Below are 20,067 nucleotides of genomic sequence, written 5' to 3' on the forward strand. Positions count from 1 at the left end.
CTCCTCTTATTCAATAACAGTTACTTAATATCACCCTTCATCAGTTCCGCAAAAATTTTATTAGCCGCCGCTTGACTACCAGCGGCCTTGCGATAGTAATTACTTAACAATACTACGCCAGTCTTGCCGTCTGGTGAGAGATAAACGCTGGATTCATACCCGTAACCAAGTCCGTGTGACCGAATACCATTGCTCATGTTATAAACACCACCGCCATATTCACCAGTGGCCGTTCGCGTGTGTAAAATTGCGACGTTCTTTTTTGACAATAACTGCCCCTTCAGAATGGCACTTTCAACTGTAAATAAATCTGCAGTACTCATATAAACTTGACCAGTCCCTAACTCATTGGCCATCTGGGCTTTGCTTTCTGGCATCGTCTGATCATAATTAGGAATCGTTTGATCTGCAAGTGCTCGGTAGCCCGTGGTCGCATTCTGACCCTGACCATGAATTAAAAAACCAGTTTCCTTCAAATTCAACTTGTCAATAAAATGCGTAGTAAAGAAATGTTGATATGATTGACCAGTCACCTTGCGAATAATACCAGCTAACAACAAAAAGTTAACGGACGAATAATTATTAATACCATTTTTATCTGGATAGTAAAAAACATTATGGGCCGCAAAGTCAATCACTTTATTTTCCGGTAAGAATTCTTTCGAACCACTCTTCAACCGGAATCCGGTCGTCATATCTAACATCTGACGAAGCGTTGTTTGACGGCCATGCTTGAGGTTTGGATAATACTTAGAAATCGGATCAGTTAACTTTAATTTGCCCGCCTGTACAAGCTGCATAATGCCGACCGCCGTCATTGATTTTTGAATTGATAAAATTTGGTACTTTGAATTTACTTTGTTAAGTTGGTCCTTTGCTTTATTCGCGTAACCAAAGGCACGCTTATAAATAACATGATCATTTTTAACCACTAATGCTGAACCCACAAAATGGCTTAACTTCAAAGCCTTAGTCACCTGTGCATCCGTGTTTTTATTATTTGAAAACGTTGTTTGGTTCACCTTACGACTGAGCTGGCTATTTTTCAGTGCCGCTTTTTTATTCAGTGCCTTGTTAGCCAGACGCTTGTTGGCAATCGCCGTTTGTCGCTCTGTATGATAAATATAGTAGCCGCCACCAGCTCCCACAATCAGCAGTCCAAGCAAAACTGTTATCAAAAGTTTGCTTCGCTTCACAATGATTGACCTCCCCATTAGACTATCGATTACGAACTGATTGGTGATATTAGCTGCGCCGCTAATAGTACGCTAAGTTCAATTATCAGTGTAACAATCTAACAACCGATAACGCCTGTGACACCTCAAAAAGAACAAAATCCTGCATTTGCGCTTACTGGTCCGACATATTTGTAACGGTTTTGTAACATCAACGTTACTCTCCCCATGAGTAAACGACGTATTACTTCACCTCCTTGACTAATTCTAGCACTCACTAATCACTAGGCGACAGGATAACGAAACAGTTTGCACAAAAATCAGGCTACTGAAAAGTCACTTAATAAACAGGCTCAATAGCTTTACAAGTTAACATAAAAAAGCTGGGTAAGCACCATCACAACTCATGATGGGCGCTTACCCAGCTACTTATTACATTTATAAAATCAGTCTGCCTAGTTAGACACCCCGAAGTTTGTCAAATAATGAACTCTTACCGTTACCGGCAACCGTCTTACCACTAGCTTTAGCGAAGGTCTTCAAAGCTTCTTTCTGACCTTTGTTCAAGTGTGTTGGTGTTTCAATGGCAACCGTGACCCGTTCATCACCATTGCCATTACCACGCAATCGGGGTGCACCCTTGCCACGTAACCGGAAAGTCGTCCCCGTTTGAGTACCAGCTGGGATCTTCAACTTAACGTCACCATGAACGGTCTTAACCTGAACTTCATCACCAAGCGCTGCTTGAACAAAGTCAATCGGCAACTTGAAGTAAATCGTCGCCCCATCACGTTCAAAGTCTTTGCTTGGTTCAACCCTAAAGATGATAAAGAGATCCCCATAAGGGCCACCATTAGTACCGGCTTCTCCTTGGTTTTGAAGTCGCATTTGCTGTCCTTCTTCAACCCCAGCAGGAACGGTCACTTTGATAGAATGGCTCTGTTCCGTATGTCCAGAACCACCACAAGTTGCACACTTATCTTTGATTTCTTTACCAGTCCCGTGACAAACGTCACACACTTGTTGACTCATCATCCGACCAAGCGGTGTGTTGGTCTGAACTTGGATATAACCAGCACCATGACATTTTGAACAGGTCACTGGTGAAGTCCCAGGCTTAGCACCGGAACCGCCACACGTTTCACATTGTTCCTCACGATTATAAGTAATGGTCGTCTTCTTACCAAAAATGGCATCTTCAAATTTCAATGTCATTTCATACTGTAAATCACGCCCTTGTTGCGGCGCCGTTGGGTTAGGTCGCCGTGAGCCACCTGCGCCACCACCAAAGAAGGAACTAAAAATATCCTCAAAGCCACCGCCGCCACCGAAGCCGCCAAAGTCTTGGCCACCAAAGCCACCGGCACCGCCGCCAAAGCCTTGCTGACCGCCAGTTGATCCAAATTGGTCATACTGAGACCGCTTTTGAGGATCGCCTAACGTTTCATACGCTTCATTGACAGCTTTAAACTTTTCTTCCGCACCAGGTTCATGATTCAAATCAGGATGATACTTCTTTGAAAGCTTACGGTACGCCTTCTTAATTTCGTCCTGACTGGCATCCTTTTCAACACCCAGAACCTTATATAAGTCTTGCTCTGCCATTGTAACCTCCTAATGAACCTTAATTAAGTCTCATTAATACTAGCATATTTAAACCAAAAAGGCCAAAGCCACGTGGCCTTGGCCTTTTGTTCTGACAGTTTTACTTCTTATCCTTGTCTTTATCCAAGTCTTCAAAGTCACCGTCAACCGTGTTGTCATCACCGCTCTTGGCCGAATCAGCGTTGCCAGCAGCATTACCGTCGGCACCAGCTTGAGCACCCTGAGCTTCTTGGGCTTGTTGATACAACTTGACTGATAAGTCTTGAACGATCTTATTCAAATCATCCTTCTTGGCTTTCATCTCATCAATATTGTTATCATCTTGAGCCTTCTTCAAAGCATCACGGGCATCTTGAGCCTTCTTAACTTCATCTTCGGAAACCTTACCTTCAAGATCCTTCAAGGTCTTGTCGGTCGTAAAGATCAATTGATCGACTTCGTTCTTCAAGTCAACTTCTTCTTTACGTTGCTTATCGGCTTCTTCATTTTCTTTGGCTTCCTTGACCATTTGATCAATTTCGTCGTCTGAGAGACCCGATGAACTCTTAATGGTAATCTTTTGTTCTTTATTAGTTCCCATATCCTTAGCAGAAACGTTAACGATCCCGTTCTTATCGATATCGAATTTAACTTCGATTTGAGGAACGCCACGAGGTGCTGCTGGAATGTCGGTTAATTGGAAACGACCTAACGTCTTGTTGTCCGCAGCCATTGGCCGTTCACCTTGCAAGACATGAATGTCAACAGCTGGTTGATTATCAGCAGCCGTACTGAAGACTTGTGACTTGCTAGTTGGAATGGTGGTATTACGGTCAATCAATTTCGTGAAGACCCCACCCATAGTTTCAATTCCAAGTGAAAGTGGCGTAACATCAAGCAACACAACGTCCTTAACATCACCAGTAATCACACCACCTTGAACAGCTGCCCCTAAGGCAACCGCTTCATCAGGGTTGATTGAATGGTTAGATTCTTTGCCAGTCCACTTTTCAACGGCTTCTTGAACAGCTGGAATCCGGGTAGACCCACCGTTTAAGATAACAACGTCTAAGTCGCTAGCAGAAAGGTTGGCATCTTTCAAAGCATTTTCAACTGGGATCCGGGTCTTTTCAACCAAGTCCGCCGTCAATTCATTGAACTTAGCCCGCGTTAACGTGGTTTCCAAATGCAAAGGACCACTAGCACCAGCTGAAATGAATGGTAAACTGATTTGCGCTTCAGAAACACCAGAGAGATCCTTCTTCGCTTTTTCAGCAGCATCCTTTAACCGTTGTAAGGCCATCTTGTCTTGTGATAAGTCAACGCCATTGTCAGCCTTGAAACTAGCCACTAACCAGTCGATGATCTTTTGGTCAAAGTCGTCACCACCAAGGTGAGTATCACCGTTTGTTGATAACACTTCGAAGACGCCATCGCCTAATTCCAAGATGGAGACATCAAACGTCCCACCACCAAGGTCATAAACTAAGATTTTTTCGTCTTTGTCGGTCTTATCCAAACCATAGGCTAAAGCTGCCGCCGTTGGTTCGTTAATAATCCGTTCGATGTTTAAACCGGCAATCTTACCAGCATCCTTAGTTGCTTGCCGTTGGGCATCATTAAAGTAAGCAGGAACAGTTACAACGGCCTTTTCAACCTTGTCACCAAGATAGTCTTCAGCAAATCCTTTGATGTATTGTAAAATCATTGCTGAAATTTGTTGTGGCGTGTAGTCTTTGCCTTCAATGTTAACCTTGTAACCCGCTTCACCCATGTGGCGCTTAATTGAAGCAACGGTATTAGGGTTAGTGATTGCTTGCCGCTTGGCAACTTCACCAACTTGAGTTTCGCCATCTTTGAATGCCACAACTGAAGGAACCGTCCGGCCACCTTCAGGAGTGGTGATAATCTTAGGTTCATTACCTTCAAGAACCGCTACCGCAGAGTTAGTAGTTCCGAGGTCAATCCCGATAATTTTATTACTTGCCATAAATTAACAAACCTCTTTTTAATTAGTATTTTTATTGATTAATTACTGTGCCACAACGACCATGGCTGGACGGAGTGTCCGGTCTTTCAATAGGTAACCCCGTTGTAAGACTTGCACCACCGTATCGGCCGGATGATCATCATCAACTGGCACGGTCTGAACAGCTTGGTGAATATTTGGATCAAACTTTTCACCCGCAGCGGCGACTTCAGTGACCCCATGCTTCTTCAAAGCGTCTTGCAAATGGCCATAGACCATTTCAACACCCTTCTTCAATTGCTGAGCCGCTTCATCATCCGCTTGCGTTGCTAAGGCCCGCTCTAAGTTATCTAATACGGGTAAAACATCCTTAGCCAACGCTTGACCGTCATATTTCAGCAACGCCGCTTGCTCTTTCTTGTTGCGGTTTTGCATATTGACGATCTCAGCTTGTGCTCGCAACAACTGATCGTCCTTTTCATCTAACTGCGCCTTAAGGTCAACAATTTGTTGCGCTTGCGGATCCACCTGTGTTGTTTCTTCGGATTGGTCCGCTGCGCTAGTTGCTGCCTGAGTTGCTTCACTGGCAGTAGAAGTTGCCTTTGAATCAGCTGTCGACGTCTGTGAATCGGTTGACGCCGTATGCGTTGATTTTTTTGCCAATGTTTTCATCTCCCTGTCCGTCACTCGTCAAAGTACCGGTAATAATCTAGTAATTTGCGGGCGAGTTCACGTTGGAACGCACCCATCAGCCCAATCATCCGTGAATACGGCATGGCGGTCGGTCCAAGTAAGGCAATCACACCCTGCCCGTGTTGATCGACATCGTAAGTAGCGGTAATCAAACTGTAGTTCTTCAACAAATCGTTGGTAATCTCATTACCGATACGAACCTGAATTTGTTGACCAGGTGGGCCAATCACATTAGCTAATCGATCCGTTTGATCAAGTAACGAGTACAATGACTGTAACTCTTTCGGGCTCTGTTGTTCGGTATAGTTAAACAAATTTAACTTGCCGCCAACATAGAAGCGCTCAGAAGCTGCCTTGGACAACACACTGCCAAAAATATCCAAGAAACCATCTGGATCTTGCAAATACTGTGCAAGTTTTAGTGGAATCTCATGAGTCAATTGACGGAGGACGTCTTGTAACGGCAAGCCAACTAGCTGGTCATCAATAAACCGAACGACCGGTTCCAGCTCATCACCAGTAATGTCATTAGGAATGGTGAACGTTTGATTTTCAACGTCACCATTATTCGTGACTAGGATCGCCATGACTTGATGATTGCCCAACGGTACGAGTCGGAAACCACTAAGACGGCTGTCTTTGAGCTCCGGACGCAACGTGAAGGTCGTATAGCTTGTCAATTGGGACAAAATATCGGCCGACTGGGCAACAATTTCGTCAATCTTATGGAACTCGCCACCTAACGAATGTTGAATTACTTTTAAGTCTTTGCCGTCAACCTTTTCGGGCTTCAGAATATGATCGACATAGTACCGGTACCCTTTAATTGATGGAATTCGACCTGATGACAAATGCGTTTTGACGATCAATCCCAAATCCTCTAGCCGGGCCATTTCATTACGAATGGTCGCCGAACTGACCTTGATTGGCAGCTCTTGAACTAGCGATTTGGACCCAACTGGGTTACCGCCCTCGGTATAGTCACGGACAATGGCCTTTAAAATTAGGCTTTGTCGTTCAGTTAACGTGATCATCACCTCTTTTTAGCACTTAACTTAATGGAGTGCTAACACAATTACTAATATAACAACCACCCCGATGAAAGTCAAGGAAAGACAAAGTATTTCTGGAAAAGAATGCTTGAATTATCAGTATGGTAAGCACCACCATGACAGGTCTTTAACGACCTCAATCAACAATTAGCACTCCTTACCTACGAGTGCTAATATACACCCACATCAATGACATTGCAAGCACGATGCCTAGCAATAGCACCTCGCCATCAGCGGCAATCCATATCGTAATCGCCAACATGGATTTAATACCCAGGATGTAATTGATTACCCACCAAAAAGTCCGAGACAAAACTAATTATGCCCAGTTTCTTTTTCCAGAAACTGAGCACAATTTTTCTATCAATATTGTCGAGATGGGGGCCATTAAAAACCGCATACACCTCTTACTACTTACCGTTCCGCTTTATTAATAGCATGATCGATAACTTCATTATCAAACTGTTCCTGAAGATAAGCCTCATTGTCGATCGGTAAGTGCACGTGAAAATCAGCAAAATGTTGAACCTTCAACGTAGCTTGTTCCACTTCGAATCCAAGCAAATGACCACCCAACTGATGATCCTTGCTTAGAAAATGTAAGTGAAAGCCACCGACCGTAGCCCCTTGGAACAAGTGTGGCGCATAGTAACCAATAATCGTTCCATCGACATCTTCCCCAGTAAACTCGGGTTGCGTCGCTGTTGCTGCAACCAACGTCTTATAAGGCGGTTCTTGCCGTGGGGCGACTCGCGTCTTAATATGTGCAAACGTGCCATCGACCCGAATGGCCGCAAACACATTCGTTAAGCGATAATCTTGAATAACCTGCTGTTCAAAATCGGCCTGCTTGATTGTTGCCAAGTTAGCGCTGATGTCAGGTTTTTCAAAGTGTACCGATGCAAACGGTAACGTTTCGTCAGGCTTGATTTCACGAATCTGGCCGTCTTCACGTGCCTGATAAGCGTGACCATCAACAATGATCACTTCACCGTTAAGACCATCTAGCGTCCCAATTCCAGTATCACCATGTGTTAAAAGTTCCCGGGCCGTGATGGTTCCATCAAATAGACCGGGCACGAGTAATCCTAACGTGCCGTGTTGAAAAATTGTTGTTGTATCCATTCATTATGCCTCCAAACTATCTGATTGTTTAGCAACTTGTATTCGGGGTGCCACCTGAAATGGGTGCATGGCATAGTAATCTCGGGTAGCCTGTTCATCACGTTTTAATTGGGCGACTAACTCATCCGCACCCGCAAATTTAATTTCACCACGCATTCGATGACTCCAACGAACCGTCAACTGTTGGCCGTAAAGATCACCGTGGAAATCTAATAAATAAATTTCAACCGTAATTGGACGATGATCGCCGAACGTGACGTTGCGCCCCACTGATGCCATCCCCATGACCCATTGTGAGCCAATCTGCACCATTGTGGCATAAATACCAATACCGGGCACCCGCGTATTGGAGCCGTGGGCAACGTTGGCAGTCGGGAAGCCCAGCGTACGGCCCCGTGCTTCACCATGGACCACTTCACCGCTAGTTTCATATTGATAGCCAAGTAACCGGTTGGCCGTATCAATTTCCCCAGCGTCCAACGCATGGCGAATGCGCGTCGAACTGATCTTTTCAGCATCCAATTCGGCCTTGGGAACTTCAATAATTTCAAATCGATTGCGACCATATTCGTTCAACCGTTGCATGTTGGCAATTTCGGCCGGTCCGTAAGTGTAATCAAAACCGGCCACTACTGTTTGCGCGTGCAAACCAACGATCAACTGGTCAACAAAGGTTTGCGGTGGCATGGCACCCACCGCCGCATCAAAATGGAGGACGTACAAGATTTCAACACCAAGTTCCGCCATCAATGCTGTTTTTTGAGCAATCGTCGTTAAATAGCGCACCTGCTGGGGGTCCGTATGTTTGAAGACAACTGACGGGTGCTGATCAAACGTCATCACTGCCAGTTTTGCGTGTTGTGCTTGGGCCGCCTGACGTGCCGTTGCAACAACTTGTTGATGCCCGCGGTGAACGCCGTCAAAAAAGCCTAAGGCCAATACGATCGGCCCTTCTGGGATTTGGCCCGTCGCCACGGGATACTTTAAATTAATCACCTGCATGACAAAAAACTCCTTAATTGACCGCAAACATTTTAAACGGTTTGTACCGTTGTTCATCCGGTCGGTAACTATATAGACATTTTAGGCTGTTTTGGTAAACTAACGCAACCATCGTGTTCGCATCTGGATCAGTTTGTTGGCCTTCCGCAGCCGTAATGAAGGCTCCGTTTTTGACGCGTTGCCACTGTTCATCAGTCAATGTGACCCGCGGGTATTGCCCCAATGCTTTATCGATTGGCGCTAGTAAATCACCGGCCGTGCCAGCCTCCACGTGTGCTGTAATTTCTTCAAAAGTCACCGTTTCGGCCAGCGTAAAGCCACCGCTCTTTAGCCGAGTTAGGTCGCTCATGACAGCGGGTACTCCGAGAGCCTTACCAACATCCACCGCCAACGTTCGCACATAGGTTCCTTTGCTACAAGCAACGGTAAAGTAAATCGTTTGCGTCTTAGTTTCCGGATCATAATCGGCAGCCTGCCGTTGCTTAAAGCTGGTAATCGTCACGTGACGTTCAGGTCGTTCGACCGTTTCACCGTTTCTGGCGTAGTCGTACAACCGCCGCCCGTTCACTTTCACTGCTGAAAACATCGGTGGAATTTGCGTAATTGCACCGGTCATCTGTTCTAGTGCTTCATCGATTGCTTCACTAGTAAACGGTTCACTAATCGCTTGCCGCGCAATCTCCTCGCCATCTAAGTCTTCAGTGGTCGTTGCAAATCCTAGTGTGATGCTGCCTTGGTATTCCTTGCCCGAAGCGACTAAAAATTGAACAACCTTAGTGGCGTTACCGATACAGATTGGTAAAACACCATCGACGTTCGGATCCAAAGTCCCGGAATGCCCAACTTTTCTAGTCTGGTAGAGCCGGCGAATTTTAGCAACACAATCAAAACTCGTCATTCCCCGGGGTTTATATAATGGTAGAATTCCGTTTAACATAAAAAACTCCTTCAATATTTAAATTCAGTTTTAAGTGACGCCTAACAGGGCCGTCACGGATTTAATCGTCCTTAATCGACGGTTTTCAGTATACCACACCTCACCCATATGTAAGCGGATTATCAAAGAATTCAGAGTGCTTGATGCCATAGCTAAGCCGTTTAGCACCAATCATCCTGGCTAAGTGATGAATATACCACGTGCTTTAAATATATAATGCTGCATTGTACTAGTTAATTTGGCATGAAATATGATTAAAACATGCCAGTTCGTTGGATTACTATTAGTCAGTATATGCCCGTCCGATGCCGACCTCCGGGGCTGGGTGCCAATTGCTGGAACGTAGCCGACGTCGATTTGAGCTAACGCCCAACCCGCGTCATCTCAAATACGAGTCTTATTCTAAGCCGGAAGAAGGCCACTTCCAGCTAAGAATAATTTGGCTACTGAGCATTGTCACCCAGCCCCTCCGGCCTAAAAGCCTGTGAGGGGCCCCGGCGTAGAACGCGCTAATCAAGTGATTTTTCGTTAAATGTACGATTTTCGACGGACTCAGCTAGTAGCTTTTAAACTTAGAAATAGCCATTTTTAATCATGATTCATACTAAATAATAACTAGCACAATGCATGTATAATGATTAAAAGCCGGCATAGCTAGCATCACAGTAGATTCAACCAATAAATCATATTTTTATTAATAAGACGTAGAAAAACCGTGCCGCCCTGAATTCAGGCACTGCACGGTCATTATCAATGATTCATCAATCTAATCTTGTGACAGACTGGCAATAGTTGTTGATTACTTTATCGATCAAGCTTGAAGTGCCGTTTGCTGGCGACCTAACCAATTTTGTATTTGCTGAGCAATTTGTTGGGGTGTCAATCGATCAGTCGCAATTGTCAAATCAGCCGCAGCCGCATATAAACTTTGACGACGCTTTTTCAATGCTAAGAGCGCACTACGATCCAATTCATTGACCAATGGCCGGCCAGCGTCATTTTGGACCCGGTCAATGATTGTTTGGTCACTGGCCGTTAACCATATAACTGGCACTGCACTTTGCTTTAAACTTACGGCATTCATAGTAATCGTTGGTGTCCCACCACCAGTTGATAAAATCCCCGGCGTTCCAAGCGCTTGGAGCAAGGTTTGATGTTCCAACTGGCGAAAATACCCCTCCCCGTGCTCCGCAAAAATCGCCGTAATTGGTTGTCCGGCCCGTTGAACGATCAAATCATCCAAATCAGCATGTTCAGTCGCCAACGTCCGCGCCAAAATCCGACCGACCGTTGTTTTACCGCTACCCATAAATCCAATTAAAATTGCTTGCATGTTTAATTCCTCCTCACAATCTGATAGCCCGCTGCCACAAGTAACGTTGCAGCCTGGCTTTGGGTGTTGGCATCACTAAATGTCAATTGCAACACCCCGTCAATATCTTCACGAATTTCTAAAATATGAATGTTGATCAAACTAAGCTGAGCTCGGGCCAACCGTTGCGTCACATCTGCAATTGCCCCGACCTGATCTGGAACGTTTAAAAATAAATCGAAGAAGTTAGGCAACCCGCCAAGCTGTTCGGGCCCTAAGTGGTCACGAGTTACTTTAGCAGCCGCAAAAAATTCATGTAATGTTTGTTGGTCACGCGCCGTAATTGCCATTTTTATATGTGTTAATTGGTTAATATAATCCTGCAATTGATTGGTTATTAATTCAGGATTAGTCATCAAAATCGCCGCCCACATCGTCGGGTCAGAGCTGGCAATCCGGGTAATGCTTTTAAAACCCCCAGCCGCTAGCCGTAGTCCGAGTGGCGAATCCGCTAAGGCCTGTTGCGTTTGATTAACTAAGGCAGCAGCAATCACATGCGGCAAATGACTTAACTGGCCCACAATGCGATCGTGTTGCACCGCTGTAACCGTTAACCATTTTACGCGAGCTGCACGCAATAGTTGTTGTAATTGTTCAACAGCCGACTCGGCAGCAAGTCCCGGCACCAAAAAGTAAAAAGCATTTTCAAAGAGGTTAGCACGGCCGGCCGTCACTCCTGACTTATGTGAACCAGCCATGGGATGACCGCCAACAAAAGTGACACCCCGTTCTTGTAGTGCCCGTGCAGCTCGCATAACTACTTGCTTCGTACTGCCAACATCCGTCACGAGCACACCTGGCTTTAACGCCACGGTTGCCAATTGTTGCAAGTCAGCCACAATTACATTGACGGGACCGGCTAAGATAATGATGTCGGCCTGGCTCGCTGTCGCTGCTAAGTCGATTTCACTGTCATCGATCATACCTTGTTGGCACGCGTAACTCAGGCTGGCAGCGTCGCGATCCATTCCAATGATGCGAACTGTTGGGTGTGCTTGCTTAATGGCCAGCGCCAATGAACTGCCAATCAATCCCAATCCTTTGATCAATACGGTCGTCATGCTGGTACCTCCTGACTTAGGCGGGCTAAATCTTCAAAAAACGTTGGGTATGAAATATTCACCGCTTCGGCGGTCTGTAATTCGCTCGGAGCTGCCAACCGTAACGCCGCAATTGCCATCATCATGCCAATCCGGTGATCCCCATGACTTGCTAACGGCATCGTTGGTTGATGCCAAGATTTACGACCATCAATAGTAAAGCCATCCGGTTGGGCCGTGATCTGCACCCCGAGTTTTTGTAACTCGGTCACAATCGTTGCAATCCGATCCGTTTCTTTGACCCGCAATTCAGCCGCCCCACTGATTGTCGTGATTCCGTCAGCGGTTGCCGCTAACAGGGCTACCAGAGGTAACTCATCAATTACGGCAGGAATCTCAGCCGCGGTTAATCGTACTGGCTGTAGTTGCGCATACGCGACATCAATCGTGCCAACTGGCTCACCTGCCTGTTGCTGTTGGTCAACCGTTACTTGGCCGCCCATTCGTTGTAAGATCGTTAATAGCCCAGTCCGCGTTGGATTCAATCCTACGTTCACTAGCCGGATATGAGAATTCGGGATGATTGTTGCCGCTGTGATGAAAAATGCGGCGGAGGAAAAATCCCCAGGAATCGTTAATGACTGCCCATGCAAGACCGGCTTAGGGTGCACTGTAATCGTCCGTTGATCAGCCGCGGTTTCGATTTGACCCCCAAATTGTTGTAATAGCCGTTCAGTATGATCACGAGTAGGTAGTTTTTCAATAATCGTGCTCGGTTGATCAGCTTGAAGGGCCGCTAAAATTAACGCACTCTTGACTTGGGCGCTGGCGATTTGCATCTCTGTACGACCTCCATGTAATATTTGTCCAACGATCGTCATTGGTAAATGGCCGGCCGTTAATTGTAACTTGGCGCCCATCGCTTGCAAGGGCTGGCGCACCCGTTCCATTGGTCGCTGACTAAGTGACGCATCTCCAACCAAGGTGGTCGTAAACGATTGACCAGCTAGCAGACCAGCAAGTAAACGTGTCGCCGTACCCGCGTTGCCCATATCTAATTCTTGCTTTGGCTGCGTCAGCCCGCGTAATCCCTGGCCAATGATCGTCACCGTTGTACCATCCCGCATGATAGGGACCCCTAATTGTTGCAGCGCCGTTAACGTCGATAAACAATCAGCCGCCGGTAAAAAGTGGTGCAGCGTCGTAGTGCCCTGACTAATGGCCCCCAAGATCAAGCCCCGATGCGATAAACTCTTATCGCCTGGTACCGTTAACGTTCCCTGTAAGCCACTGATGGGCCGCGTCATTAATTTTTTTATCATCAATTATCATCACCTAATTTATTTGATAGACACACCACACCATCGAAGGTGTCAAACGCGTCAGTTGTCGTTCATGCGTTGTTAAAGTTACGTTTTTCTCATTGGTTAACACGTAGGCCGCCTGATTTTGCTGATAGGCTTGATAAGCCAAATACTTGCTAGCAACCGCTTGGACCGTAACGTTATGCACTAATCTTGTCAGCAATTGCGCGGTCGCCGCATGGGTATACCCAATCTGATTGTCAGCATCCAATCGCTGGATCACGACTAACGGGTCTAACTTAGTCATAAAACAAGTCAGTAGTGTTAATTGGGACAATAACGCATAATGGACATCACCCCAACTTGCGTGTAACGTTGTCGATTTAAAAGCGGCTGGAATAATTAAGCGGTCGCCCGAGTAAACAGCTAAATTAGCTAAAATCATCTCAAAACTAGGGTGCCCCACAATCTTTGCCTGATCCTGAAGATCCCGATGATTATACGCTTGCGCTGCCGCATAACTATCCGTAACCTCAGGACCCAAAGTATGAATTTGCATGCGTCCCTCCTAGTACTTTCGAAGCGCTTCACGGTAATCTGCGACCGTTTGTTGGAAACGAACTAAGTTACTACCATCAAAAGTGGCGGTTAACGCCCGTGCTAGTTCGATGGCCACCACGCTTTCTACTACGATTGATGCCGGTGCGATCGCGGTCGTATCGGAGCGTTCAACACTCGCCTTTTGGCTCACCTTGGTCGCAATATCAACACTTTGTAACGGCTTGTATAGCGTTGGAATAGGCTTCATCGCTGCTTTCACAATGATTGGCATTCCGTTAGTCATGCCGCCTTCAAAACCACCTAAATGATTCGTTAGCCGCGACCAACCAGTTTGCTCGTCCCAGCTGATTTCATCCATCACTTGACTACCATAGTGATCAGCCGCCGCAAACCCATCACCGATCTCAACACCCTTCATGGCATTGACACCCATCACCGCAGCCGCTAATTGACCATCTAGCTTTGTATCCCAATTCGTGTAGCTTCCTAGGCCAGCCGGAACGTTTTCCGCAACGACCCGAATCACACCACCTAAAGTGTCACCAGCTTTCTTGGTTGCCGTAATAAGATCATGAATTTCAGGAACCAGTGCTGCATCTGGTAATCGCAAATCATTCTGACTGATTCGTGCCCGTAACTGGTCAACGGTCAACGCCAAATCATTCGTGACTTGCTTGGTACCAATTTGCTGAACGTAACCAATTAATTGAATATCTAATTGCATTAGTAACTGCTTACAGATTTGACCAATCGCCACGCGCATGGCCGTTTCACGAGCTGAGGAACGCTCCAACACGTTACGCAGATCCCGATGACCATACTTCATGCCCCCAACCAAATCAGCATGTCCAGGTCGTGGTCGTGTGACTTGCCGCAACGTATTCGTGGCCGTGGCGGGACTAACGGGATCCATGATAGCTGCCCAGTGAGCGTGATCTCGATTCATAATTGTTAGTGCGATGGGCGACCCCAGCGTGACCCCGTGACGGACGCCGCCACTGACCTGAACCGTATCATGTTCGATCTGTTGCCGATTGCCGCGACCAAAGCCACCTTGGCGTGCTGCTAATCCTGCATTAATAGCTGCAATGTCTAACTTAAGGCCTGCTGGAATACCAGTCAGAATTCCAGTCAATTGGGGCCCGTGAGATTCACCCGCTGTAACGTAATTAATCATGTTTCATATCCTCCTTGTGTAGATCTGTTTGGTATGCTCGTGAGTTATGCATAATCGCCTGAAAGATTGCTTGTAGGTAAGGTGTGTGTGCCGTTTGCGTACTTTTAACAGCAACTTGCTGTAAGACGCGTTGTTCACGCTGCTGATCTAATACCGGCAGCTGTTGCTGTTGCTTCAACTCACCGATAGTTGTCACCGTGTCAAAACGCTGATTGAGTAACCGAACAATCTGACGATCAATGTGGTTGATCCGTTGCCGTTCTTGGTTGAGCGTTGCCGGCATATGTAGCGCCCAAGCAGCTAAGCCGACAAAAGCTAGGCCAATGAGACCAACTAATAAATCAAAGCGCATCGCCGTCGCCACACTTTGCTTTGAAAGCCACCCAGTCATCAGCGGAATCGTAAAGGAAGCCAGACTACCAAACGTGAAGTAAATACCGGTAATTCGACCCTTGATATGCGGATAGCATTTGATAAACAAATTAAGACCGACCTGCATCACACCACCCGCAGCAGTGAACCCAAAACTAAATGCCGCCAACATGGATACGCTAGCAACCGGACTAAAACAAATCACCGCTAGCGCCAATAACGAACCACTATTCATCGCAACTAACAATTTAGTTTCCGCAACACCGCGACGTAACAACCAAAAAATCACAAGAACGCCGGTGATTGAGCCAATACTGTAGAGTGAAAGTAGCCAATGCGCCAGGACCGAGGAAAAATGAAAGGTCCTCGTTGCAAATAGACTGACCCATTGTGTGTAGAGAATCATGAGGGCCATCGAAGTGTAACCATAGCCTGCTAAGCCTACTGTAGCTAGCCACCGTCGTGTTTTAGATTGCTGTTGTCCTACAACGACCGCATCTGAATTAGATTGATTTTTAGCTGGAAACTGTTGCCGATTCAGTAACACTCCATTAATTATCAAAATCGCAGCCGCTAACATAAATGACCAGCCATACCAAATTTTCTGAGCTTCAAAATTAGCCACCAACAAAGGCAATAAGAATTCGCCGGCAGACATAAATGCTTTCAATAACACATTCGCAGAACCCTGCCGACCACCCATTTCGATAAATGTCGTATAAGTTCCCGCATCCAATGCCGAATTCGCGATTCCTGCTAAAATTGCTAACCCATAAGCAAGTTGAATATTGGTCACAACCGCCATTCCAACAAAGAAAATCAAGTAACTGAGCATCCCCAGATTGACAAAGACTTTACGGCCGAAGCGATCCGATAAGTTGCCGAGAATAAAGTAGGCGAGCAAACGGCCGATTCCAATCCCCGAAATCACGTAAGAAACGGTCGCTAGTGGTGCTTGCCAATGTTGACCTAAGGCCTGCATATTTTGCGTTAAAATAATTAAGCCAATGCCGTGAACAAAGTAGTTTAAGTAAAGACTGACTGATAATTGATGCTTGTGCATAAACAACAACTCCTTAATGGAAATAAAAAAAGCCGGCTAGATTCCAAGAATCTAGCCGGCTCATCAAAATTTAATCTCATTTGATGATATGCTTGCCGCTAGACTCACTGTGTCTAGCTGGCCAAGATGAATTGACTTCGCTTAGACACGAACGTAGGTGCCGTCCGTATCTAAGGTTCCAACACGGGCGCTACCTAAAATAAGCAAAGCCATAATAATAAGTTGCATTGATGGTTAAAGTCGTCATATTCATCTTTCCTTTCCGTTTTATTGGTTGTTTATATTAAAACATTCTCATTTTAATACGTCAACCCTAATTTTATTTTAATTTTAAAATCGAGCAGTTAATTATTTCGAGCAACCGCTACCATTACTGTTAAATAAGCTTACTGAGTAGCGTCAAAATAACATCAAGGATTGGTATCACTAATGTAACGGTCCAAAAATGCGCTTCTCATCAAGTTAGTCAGTGCGACCTAAGTCTGACTTTCGGACTGGTAATCAATGGCTACAATCACGCGTTTTCCTCCCGCAAACCCATTCGGCTGGATGAGGAGTCAGCGTTGAGGTGGTCACCGCCAACTTAGGCCTGCTTCAATTAATATTGAGCTCAAAAAAATAGTCGTTGTGAATCCACATGGATTCACAACGACTATAACGTTGAACCGCCTAATCTTGACGCTTCAAATTATTGATTAATTCGTCAATCCGGCTACCGTATTGAACCGAATGATCGCGTTCAAAAGTTAGTTCCGGGGTTTTATAGATGCTAAGTCGTGAACCCAATTCGCTACGAATTAAGCCCGTTGCCTTAGTCAATCCAGCCGCCGTCTTTTCACCATCGGATGCCTTATCTGACAAAATACTGTAGTAGATGGTCGCTTGTTGAAGGTCGCCAGTTACCGTCACACCGGTAATAGTGACACCCGCAACTCGTGGATCACGAACCCGTTTTAACAAAATATCATTAACTTCACGTTCGATTTCTTGTTCTAAACGACCAACTCGATAATGTTGTGCCATCTGCTAATCCCCCTTTTTAAAGGTTATTCCACTGGGACTTCCTTCATCACGTAGGCCTCAATGACATCGTTGACCTTAATATCATTGTAATCTTCAATCCGAAGACCAAGTTCAAAGCCCTGTTTAACTTCCTTAACGTCGTCTTTGAAACGCCGTAAACTAGCTAACTTGCCGTCATAAATAACGACACCATCACGAATGACCCGGACACCGGAGTCACGATGGATAACACCATCAGTGACCATCCCACCACCGATCGTCCCAATCTTAGAAACCTTATAGATTTCACGGATTTCGGCTTGACCAGTGATTTCTTCTTTATAAGTTGGTTCGAGCATCCCTTTCATCGCGCTTTCGATTTCATCGATTGCGTTGTAGATGACTTGATGCAAACGAATATCAACATCATCAGTGTCAGCTTGGGCCTTCGCTTGTGGCGTTGGCCGGACGTTGAACCCAATAATAATCGCGTTACTTGCTTCTGCTAACGCAACATCGCTTTCATTAATGGCCCCAACTGCCGTATGGATAATATTAACCCGCACGCCTTCAACCTCAATTTTCCGTAAACTACCAGCTAACGCTTCAACGGAACCTTGAACATCGGCCTTAATAATGACATCAACTTCCTTGAGTTCACCCTGTTTCATTGAGTCAAACAAGTTATCCAAGGTGACGTGAGCCGTTTGCTTCCGTTCTTCCATCAAAGCTTGTTTGGCACGTTGTTCACCAGCATCGCGCGCCGTCTTTTCATCATCAAAGACCACGAACCGGTCACCCGCATCAGGCACATCGTTCAAACCAGTAATTTCAATTGGTGTTGATGGTACAGCTTCCTTGATTCGCTTACCATGATCATTAGTCATCGTCCGGACTTTTCCGTAAGTATTTCCGACGACGATTGGGTCACCAACATGCATTGTCCCTTGTTGGACAAGCAACGTAGCAGTTGAACCCTTTCCACGATCAAGACTTGCTTCCAATACGGAGCCAGCCGCATTTTGTTTAGGGTTAGCGGTTAATTCTAACACTTCTGATTGTAACAAGATCATATCTAATAATTCATCAAGGTTCTTACCGAACTTCGCTGAAATCTGAACAAAGATCGTGTCACCACCCCAATCTTCAGGAATTAAACCATATTCGGTCAATTGTTCCATCACATGGTTAGGGTTAGCACCAGGCTTATCGATCTTATTAACGGCCACAATAATTGGCACCTTAGCGGCTTTCGCATGGTTGATTGCTTCAATTGTTTGTGGCATGACCCCATCATCAGCAGCGACCACTAACACGGTAATATCAGTAATGTCCGCACCCCGTGCCCGCATTTCGGTAAAGGCCGCATGTCCAGGCGTATCCAAGAACGTAATGGTCTTGCCATCATGTTTAACTTGATAAGCCCCGATTGCTTGGGTAATCCCACCGGCTTCACCTTCCGTAACGTGAGTGTGCCGTAATTGGTCCAATAAGGTCGTCTTCCCATGGTCAACGTGACCCATGACAGTGACAACGGGTGCTCGTGGCGCCAAATTATCAGTATTATTAACTTCATCATCAAAGAACTTGTCTAAGTCGGTAACATCGACTTGCACTTTTTCTTGCGCCTCAATGCCGTAGTCACTGGCAAGGATTTCAATCGTATCCTTATCCAAAGATTGATTTTGGTTAACTGCCACGCCTAACATGAATAACTTCTTGATGATTTCGGCTGGTTCACGATGCAATAACTTACCCAAATCTTGAGCATTCATGCCGACCGTGTAAACCAGTGTTTCTGGCAATGGCTTATCTTTCCGAACTGGGGCTGGCTTGTTATTGACTTGCCGAATTCGTTGATTCTTATTATTGCGGCTCTTATTGTTACGGTTATTGCGCCGCCGGTTATTATTATTACCACCCCGATAACGGCCACCGCCATTACCGCCACCATTGTTATTATTGTTTAAACTGCCACCAAAGCGACCACTACCGTTACGGGAGCTGTTACTAGTCCCGTTACCCCGGTTACCGTTTGAAGCGTTGCTGTTCGTCGTATTCCGGTTATTATTCCGGTTCTGACTACTATTATTGGAACGATTACTGCTATTGTTCGAACGGTTAGCACTCGTATTTGAACGGTTACTATTATTGGACCGGTTGTTAGTACTGTTGTTAGACCGGTTCGTATTGTTCCCATTACTATTCCGAGTACTGTTACTACGTGCAGCATTGGTTGAACGGTTACCGTTATTACTGTTACTGCGGTTGCCACCGTTATTATTGCTACGATTACCGCTACTGTTACGGCTTTGACTATTATTTTGGTTATTATTACGATTATTATTCAAAGAATCACCACTCTGTTGATGACGCGAGTTGGATTGCTGCTGATTAGCAGTTCGTGTCACATTTTTTGCTGCAGTTTGCGCAGCCCGACCAGTTTTAGCTGGAGCCGGTTGAGATTTAGGATGGGTAACCGTGGTAGCGCCTTGTAACTGACGCGCCTCACCGTCACCGAGTGTCGACATATGATTTTTGACGGAGAATCCCAGCTGCTGTGCTTGCGCAATCAGTTGCTTACTTGGGACGTTGAGCTCCTTCGCTAATTCATAAATTCGCTTTTTCCCCATATCTTC

Annotated in this window: 16 protein-coding genes; all 16 read right to left on the reverse strand. The window is 45.7% G+C overall.

Annotated elements, in window-relative coordinates:
- Positions 1 to 20 precede the first annotated feature (20 nt).
- Positions 21 to 1,214, reverse strand: coding sequence for a serine hydrolase domain-containing protein (locus LP667_RS08285; protein WP_050584249.1), 1,194 nt, complete (start codon positions 1,212 to 1,214; stop codon positions 21 to 23).
- A gap of 420 nt (positions 1,215 to 1,634) precedes the next feature.
- Complete coding sequence (gene dnaJ / locus LP667_RS08290; protein ID WP_021730821.1) at positions 1,635 to 2,780, reverse strand: molecular chaperone DnaJ; 1,146 nt, start codon at positions 2,778 to 2,780, stop codon at positions 1,635 to 1,637.
- A 100-nt stretch (positions 2,781 to 2,880) separates the two neighbouring features.
- Complete coding sequence (gene dnaK / locus LP667_RS08295) at positions 2,881 to 4,749, reverse strand: molecular chaperone DnaK (protein WP_021730820.1); 1,869 nt, start codon at positions 4,747 to 4,749, stop codon at positions 2,881 to 2,883.
- Between the two features lie 42 nt (positions 4,750 to 4,791).
- The gene (gene grpE / locus LP667_RS08300) at positions 4,792 to 5,391 is read right to left on the reverse strand and encodes a nucleotide exchange factor GrpE (protein ID WP_080235615.1); all 600 of its coding nucleotides are present in this window, start codon (positions 5,389 to 5,391) and stop codon (positions 4,792 to 4,794) included.
- A 20-nt stretch (positions 5,392 to 5,411) separates the two neighbouring features.
- Complete coding sequence (gene hrcA, locus LP667_RS08305) at positions 5,412 to 6,455, reverse strand: heat-inducible transcriptional repressor HrcA (RefSeq protein ID WP_021730818.1); 1,044 nt, start codon at positions 6,453 to 6,455, stop codon at positions 5,412 to 5,414.
- A gap of 432 nt (positions 6,456 to 6,887) precedes the next feature.
- On the reverse strand, positions 6,888 to 7,598 hold the full coding sequence (gene budA, locus LP667_RS08310) for an acetolactate decarboxylase (protein ID WP_021730817.1): 711 nt from the start codon (positions 7,596 to 7,598) through the stop codon (positions 6,888 to 6,890).
- Between the two features lie 3 nt (positions 7,599 to 7,601).
- Positions 7,602 to 8,600: a riboflavin biosynthesis protein RibF gene (gene ribF, locus LP667_RS08315; RefSeq protein WP_021730816.1), complete on the reverse strand. Its 999-nt coding sequence runs from the start codon at positions 8,598 to 8,600 to the stop codon at positions 7,602 to 7,604.
- Positions 8,601 to 8,613: 13 nt separating this feature from the next.
- On the reverse strand, positions 8,614 to 9,537 hold the full coding sequence (truB, locus tag LP667_RS08320) for a tRNA pseudouridine(55) synthase TruB (protein WP_021730815.1): 924 nt from the start codon (positions 9,535 to 9,537) through the stop codon (positions 8,614 to 8,616).
- 811 nt (positions 9,538 to 10,348) lie between these two features.
- Complete coding sequence (locus LP667_RS08325) at positions 10,349 to 10,870, reverse strand: shikimate kinase (protein ID WP_021730814.1); 522 nt, start codon at positions 10,868 to 10,870, stop codon at positions 10,349 to 10,351.
- A 2-nt stretch (positions 10,871 to 10,872) separates the two neighbouring features.
- Entirely contained in the window at positions 10,873 to 11,970 is a 1,098-nt protein-coding gene (locus LP667_RS08330) for a prephenate dehydrogenase (protein ID WP_021730813.1), read from the reverse strand.
- Positions 11,967 to 13,271: a 3-phosphoshikimate 1-carboxyvinyltransferase gene (gene aroA, locus LP667_RS08335; protein WP_056988282.1), complete on the reverse strand. Its 1,305-nt coding sequence runs from the start codon at positions 13,269 to 13,271 to the stop codon at positions 11,967 to 11,969. The genes LP667_RS08330 and aroA overlap by 4 nt, the downstream gene beginning before the upstream one ends.
- A gap of 13 nt (positions 13,272 to 13,284) precedes the next feature.
- Positions 13,285 to 13,812: a hypothetical protein gene (locus tag LP667_RS08340; RefSeq protein WP_021730811.1), complete on the reverse strand. Its 528-nt coding sequence runs from the start codon at positions 13,810 to 13,812 to the stop codon at positions 13,285 to 13,287.
- Between the two features lie 9 nt (positions 13,813 to 13,821).
- The gene (gene aroC / locus LP667_RS08345; RefSeq protein WP_021730810.1) at positions 13,822 to 14,991 is read right to left on the reverse strand and encodes a chorismate synthase; all 1,170 of its coding nucleotides are present in this window, start codon (positions 14,989 to 14,991) and stop codon (positions 13,822 to 13,824) included.
- Positions 14,984 to 16,426, reverse strand: a complete 1,443-nt coding sequence (locus LP667_RS08350) for an MFS transporter (protein WP_021730809.1) — start codon at positions 16,424 to 16,426, stop codon at positions 14,984 to 14,986. The genes aroC and LP667_RS08350 overlap by 8 nt, the downstream gene beginning before the upstream one ends.
- 669 nt (positions 16,427 to 17,095) lie before the next feature.
- The gene (gene rbfA, locus LP667_RS08355; RefSeq protein WP_021730808.1) at positions 17,096 to 17,449 is read right to left on the reverse strand and encodes a 30S ribosome-binding factor RbfA; all 354 of its coding nucleotides are present in this window, start codon (positions 17,447 to 17,449) and stop codon (positions 17,096 to 17,098) included.
- A 23-nt stretch (positions 17,450 to 17,472) separates the two neighbouring features.
- On the reverse strand, positions 17,473 to 20,061 hold the full coding sequence (gene infB / locus LP667_RS08360) for a translation initiation factor IF-2 (RefSeq protein WP_021730807.1): 2,589 nt from the start codon (positions 20,059 to 20,061) through the stop codon (positions 17,473 to 17,475).
- Positions 20,062 to 20,067: the final 6 nt, after the last annotated feature.

The organism is Lactiplantibacillus paraplantarum (assembly GCF_003641145.1).
Lineage (GTDB): Bacteria > Bacillota > Bacilli > Lactobacillales > Lactobacillaceae > Lactiplantibacillus > Lactiplantibacillus paraplantarum.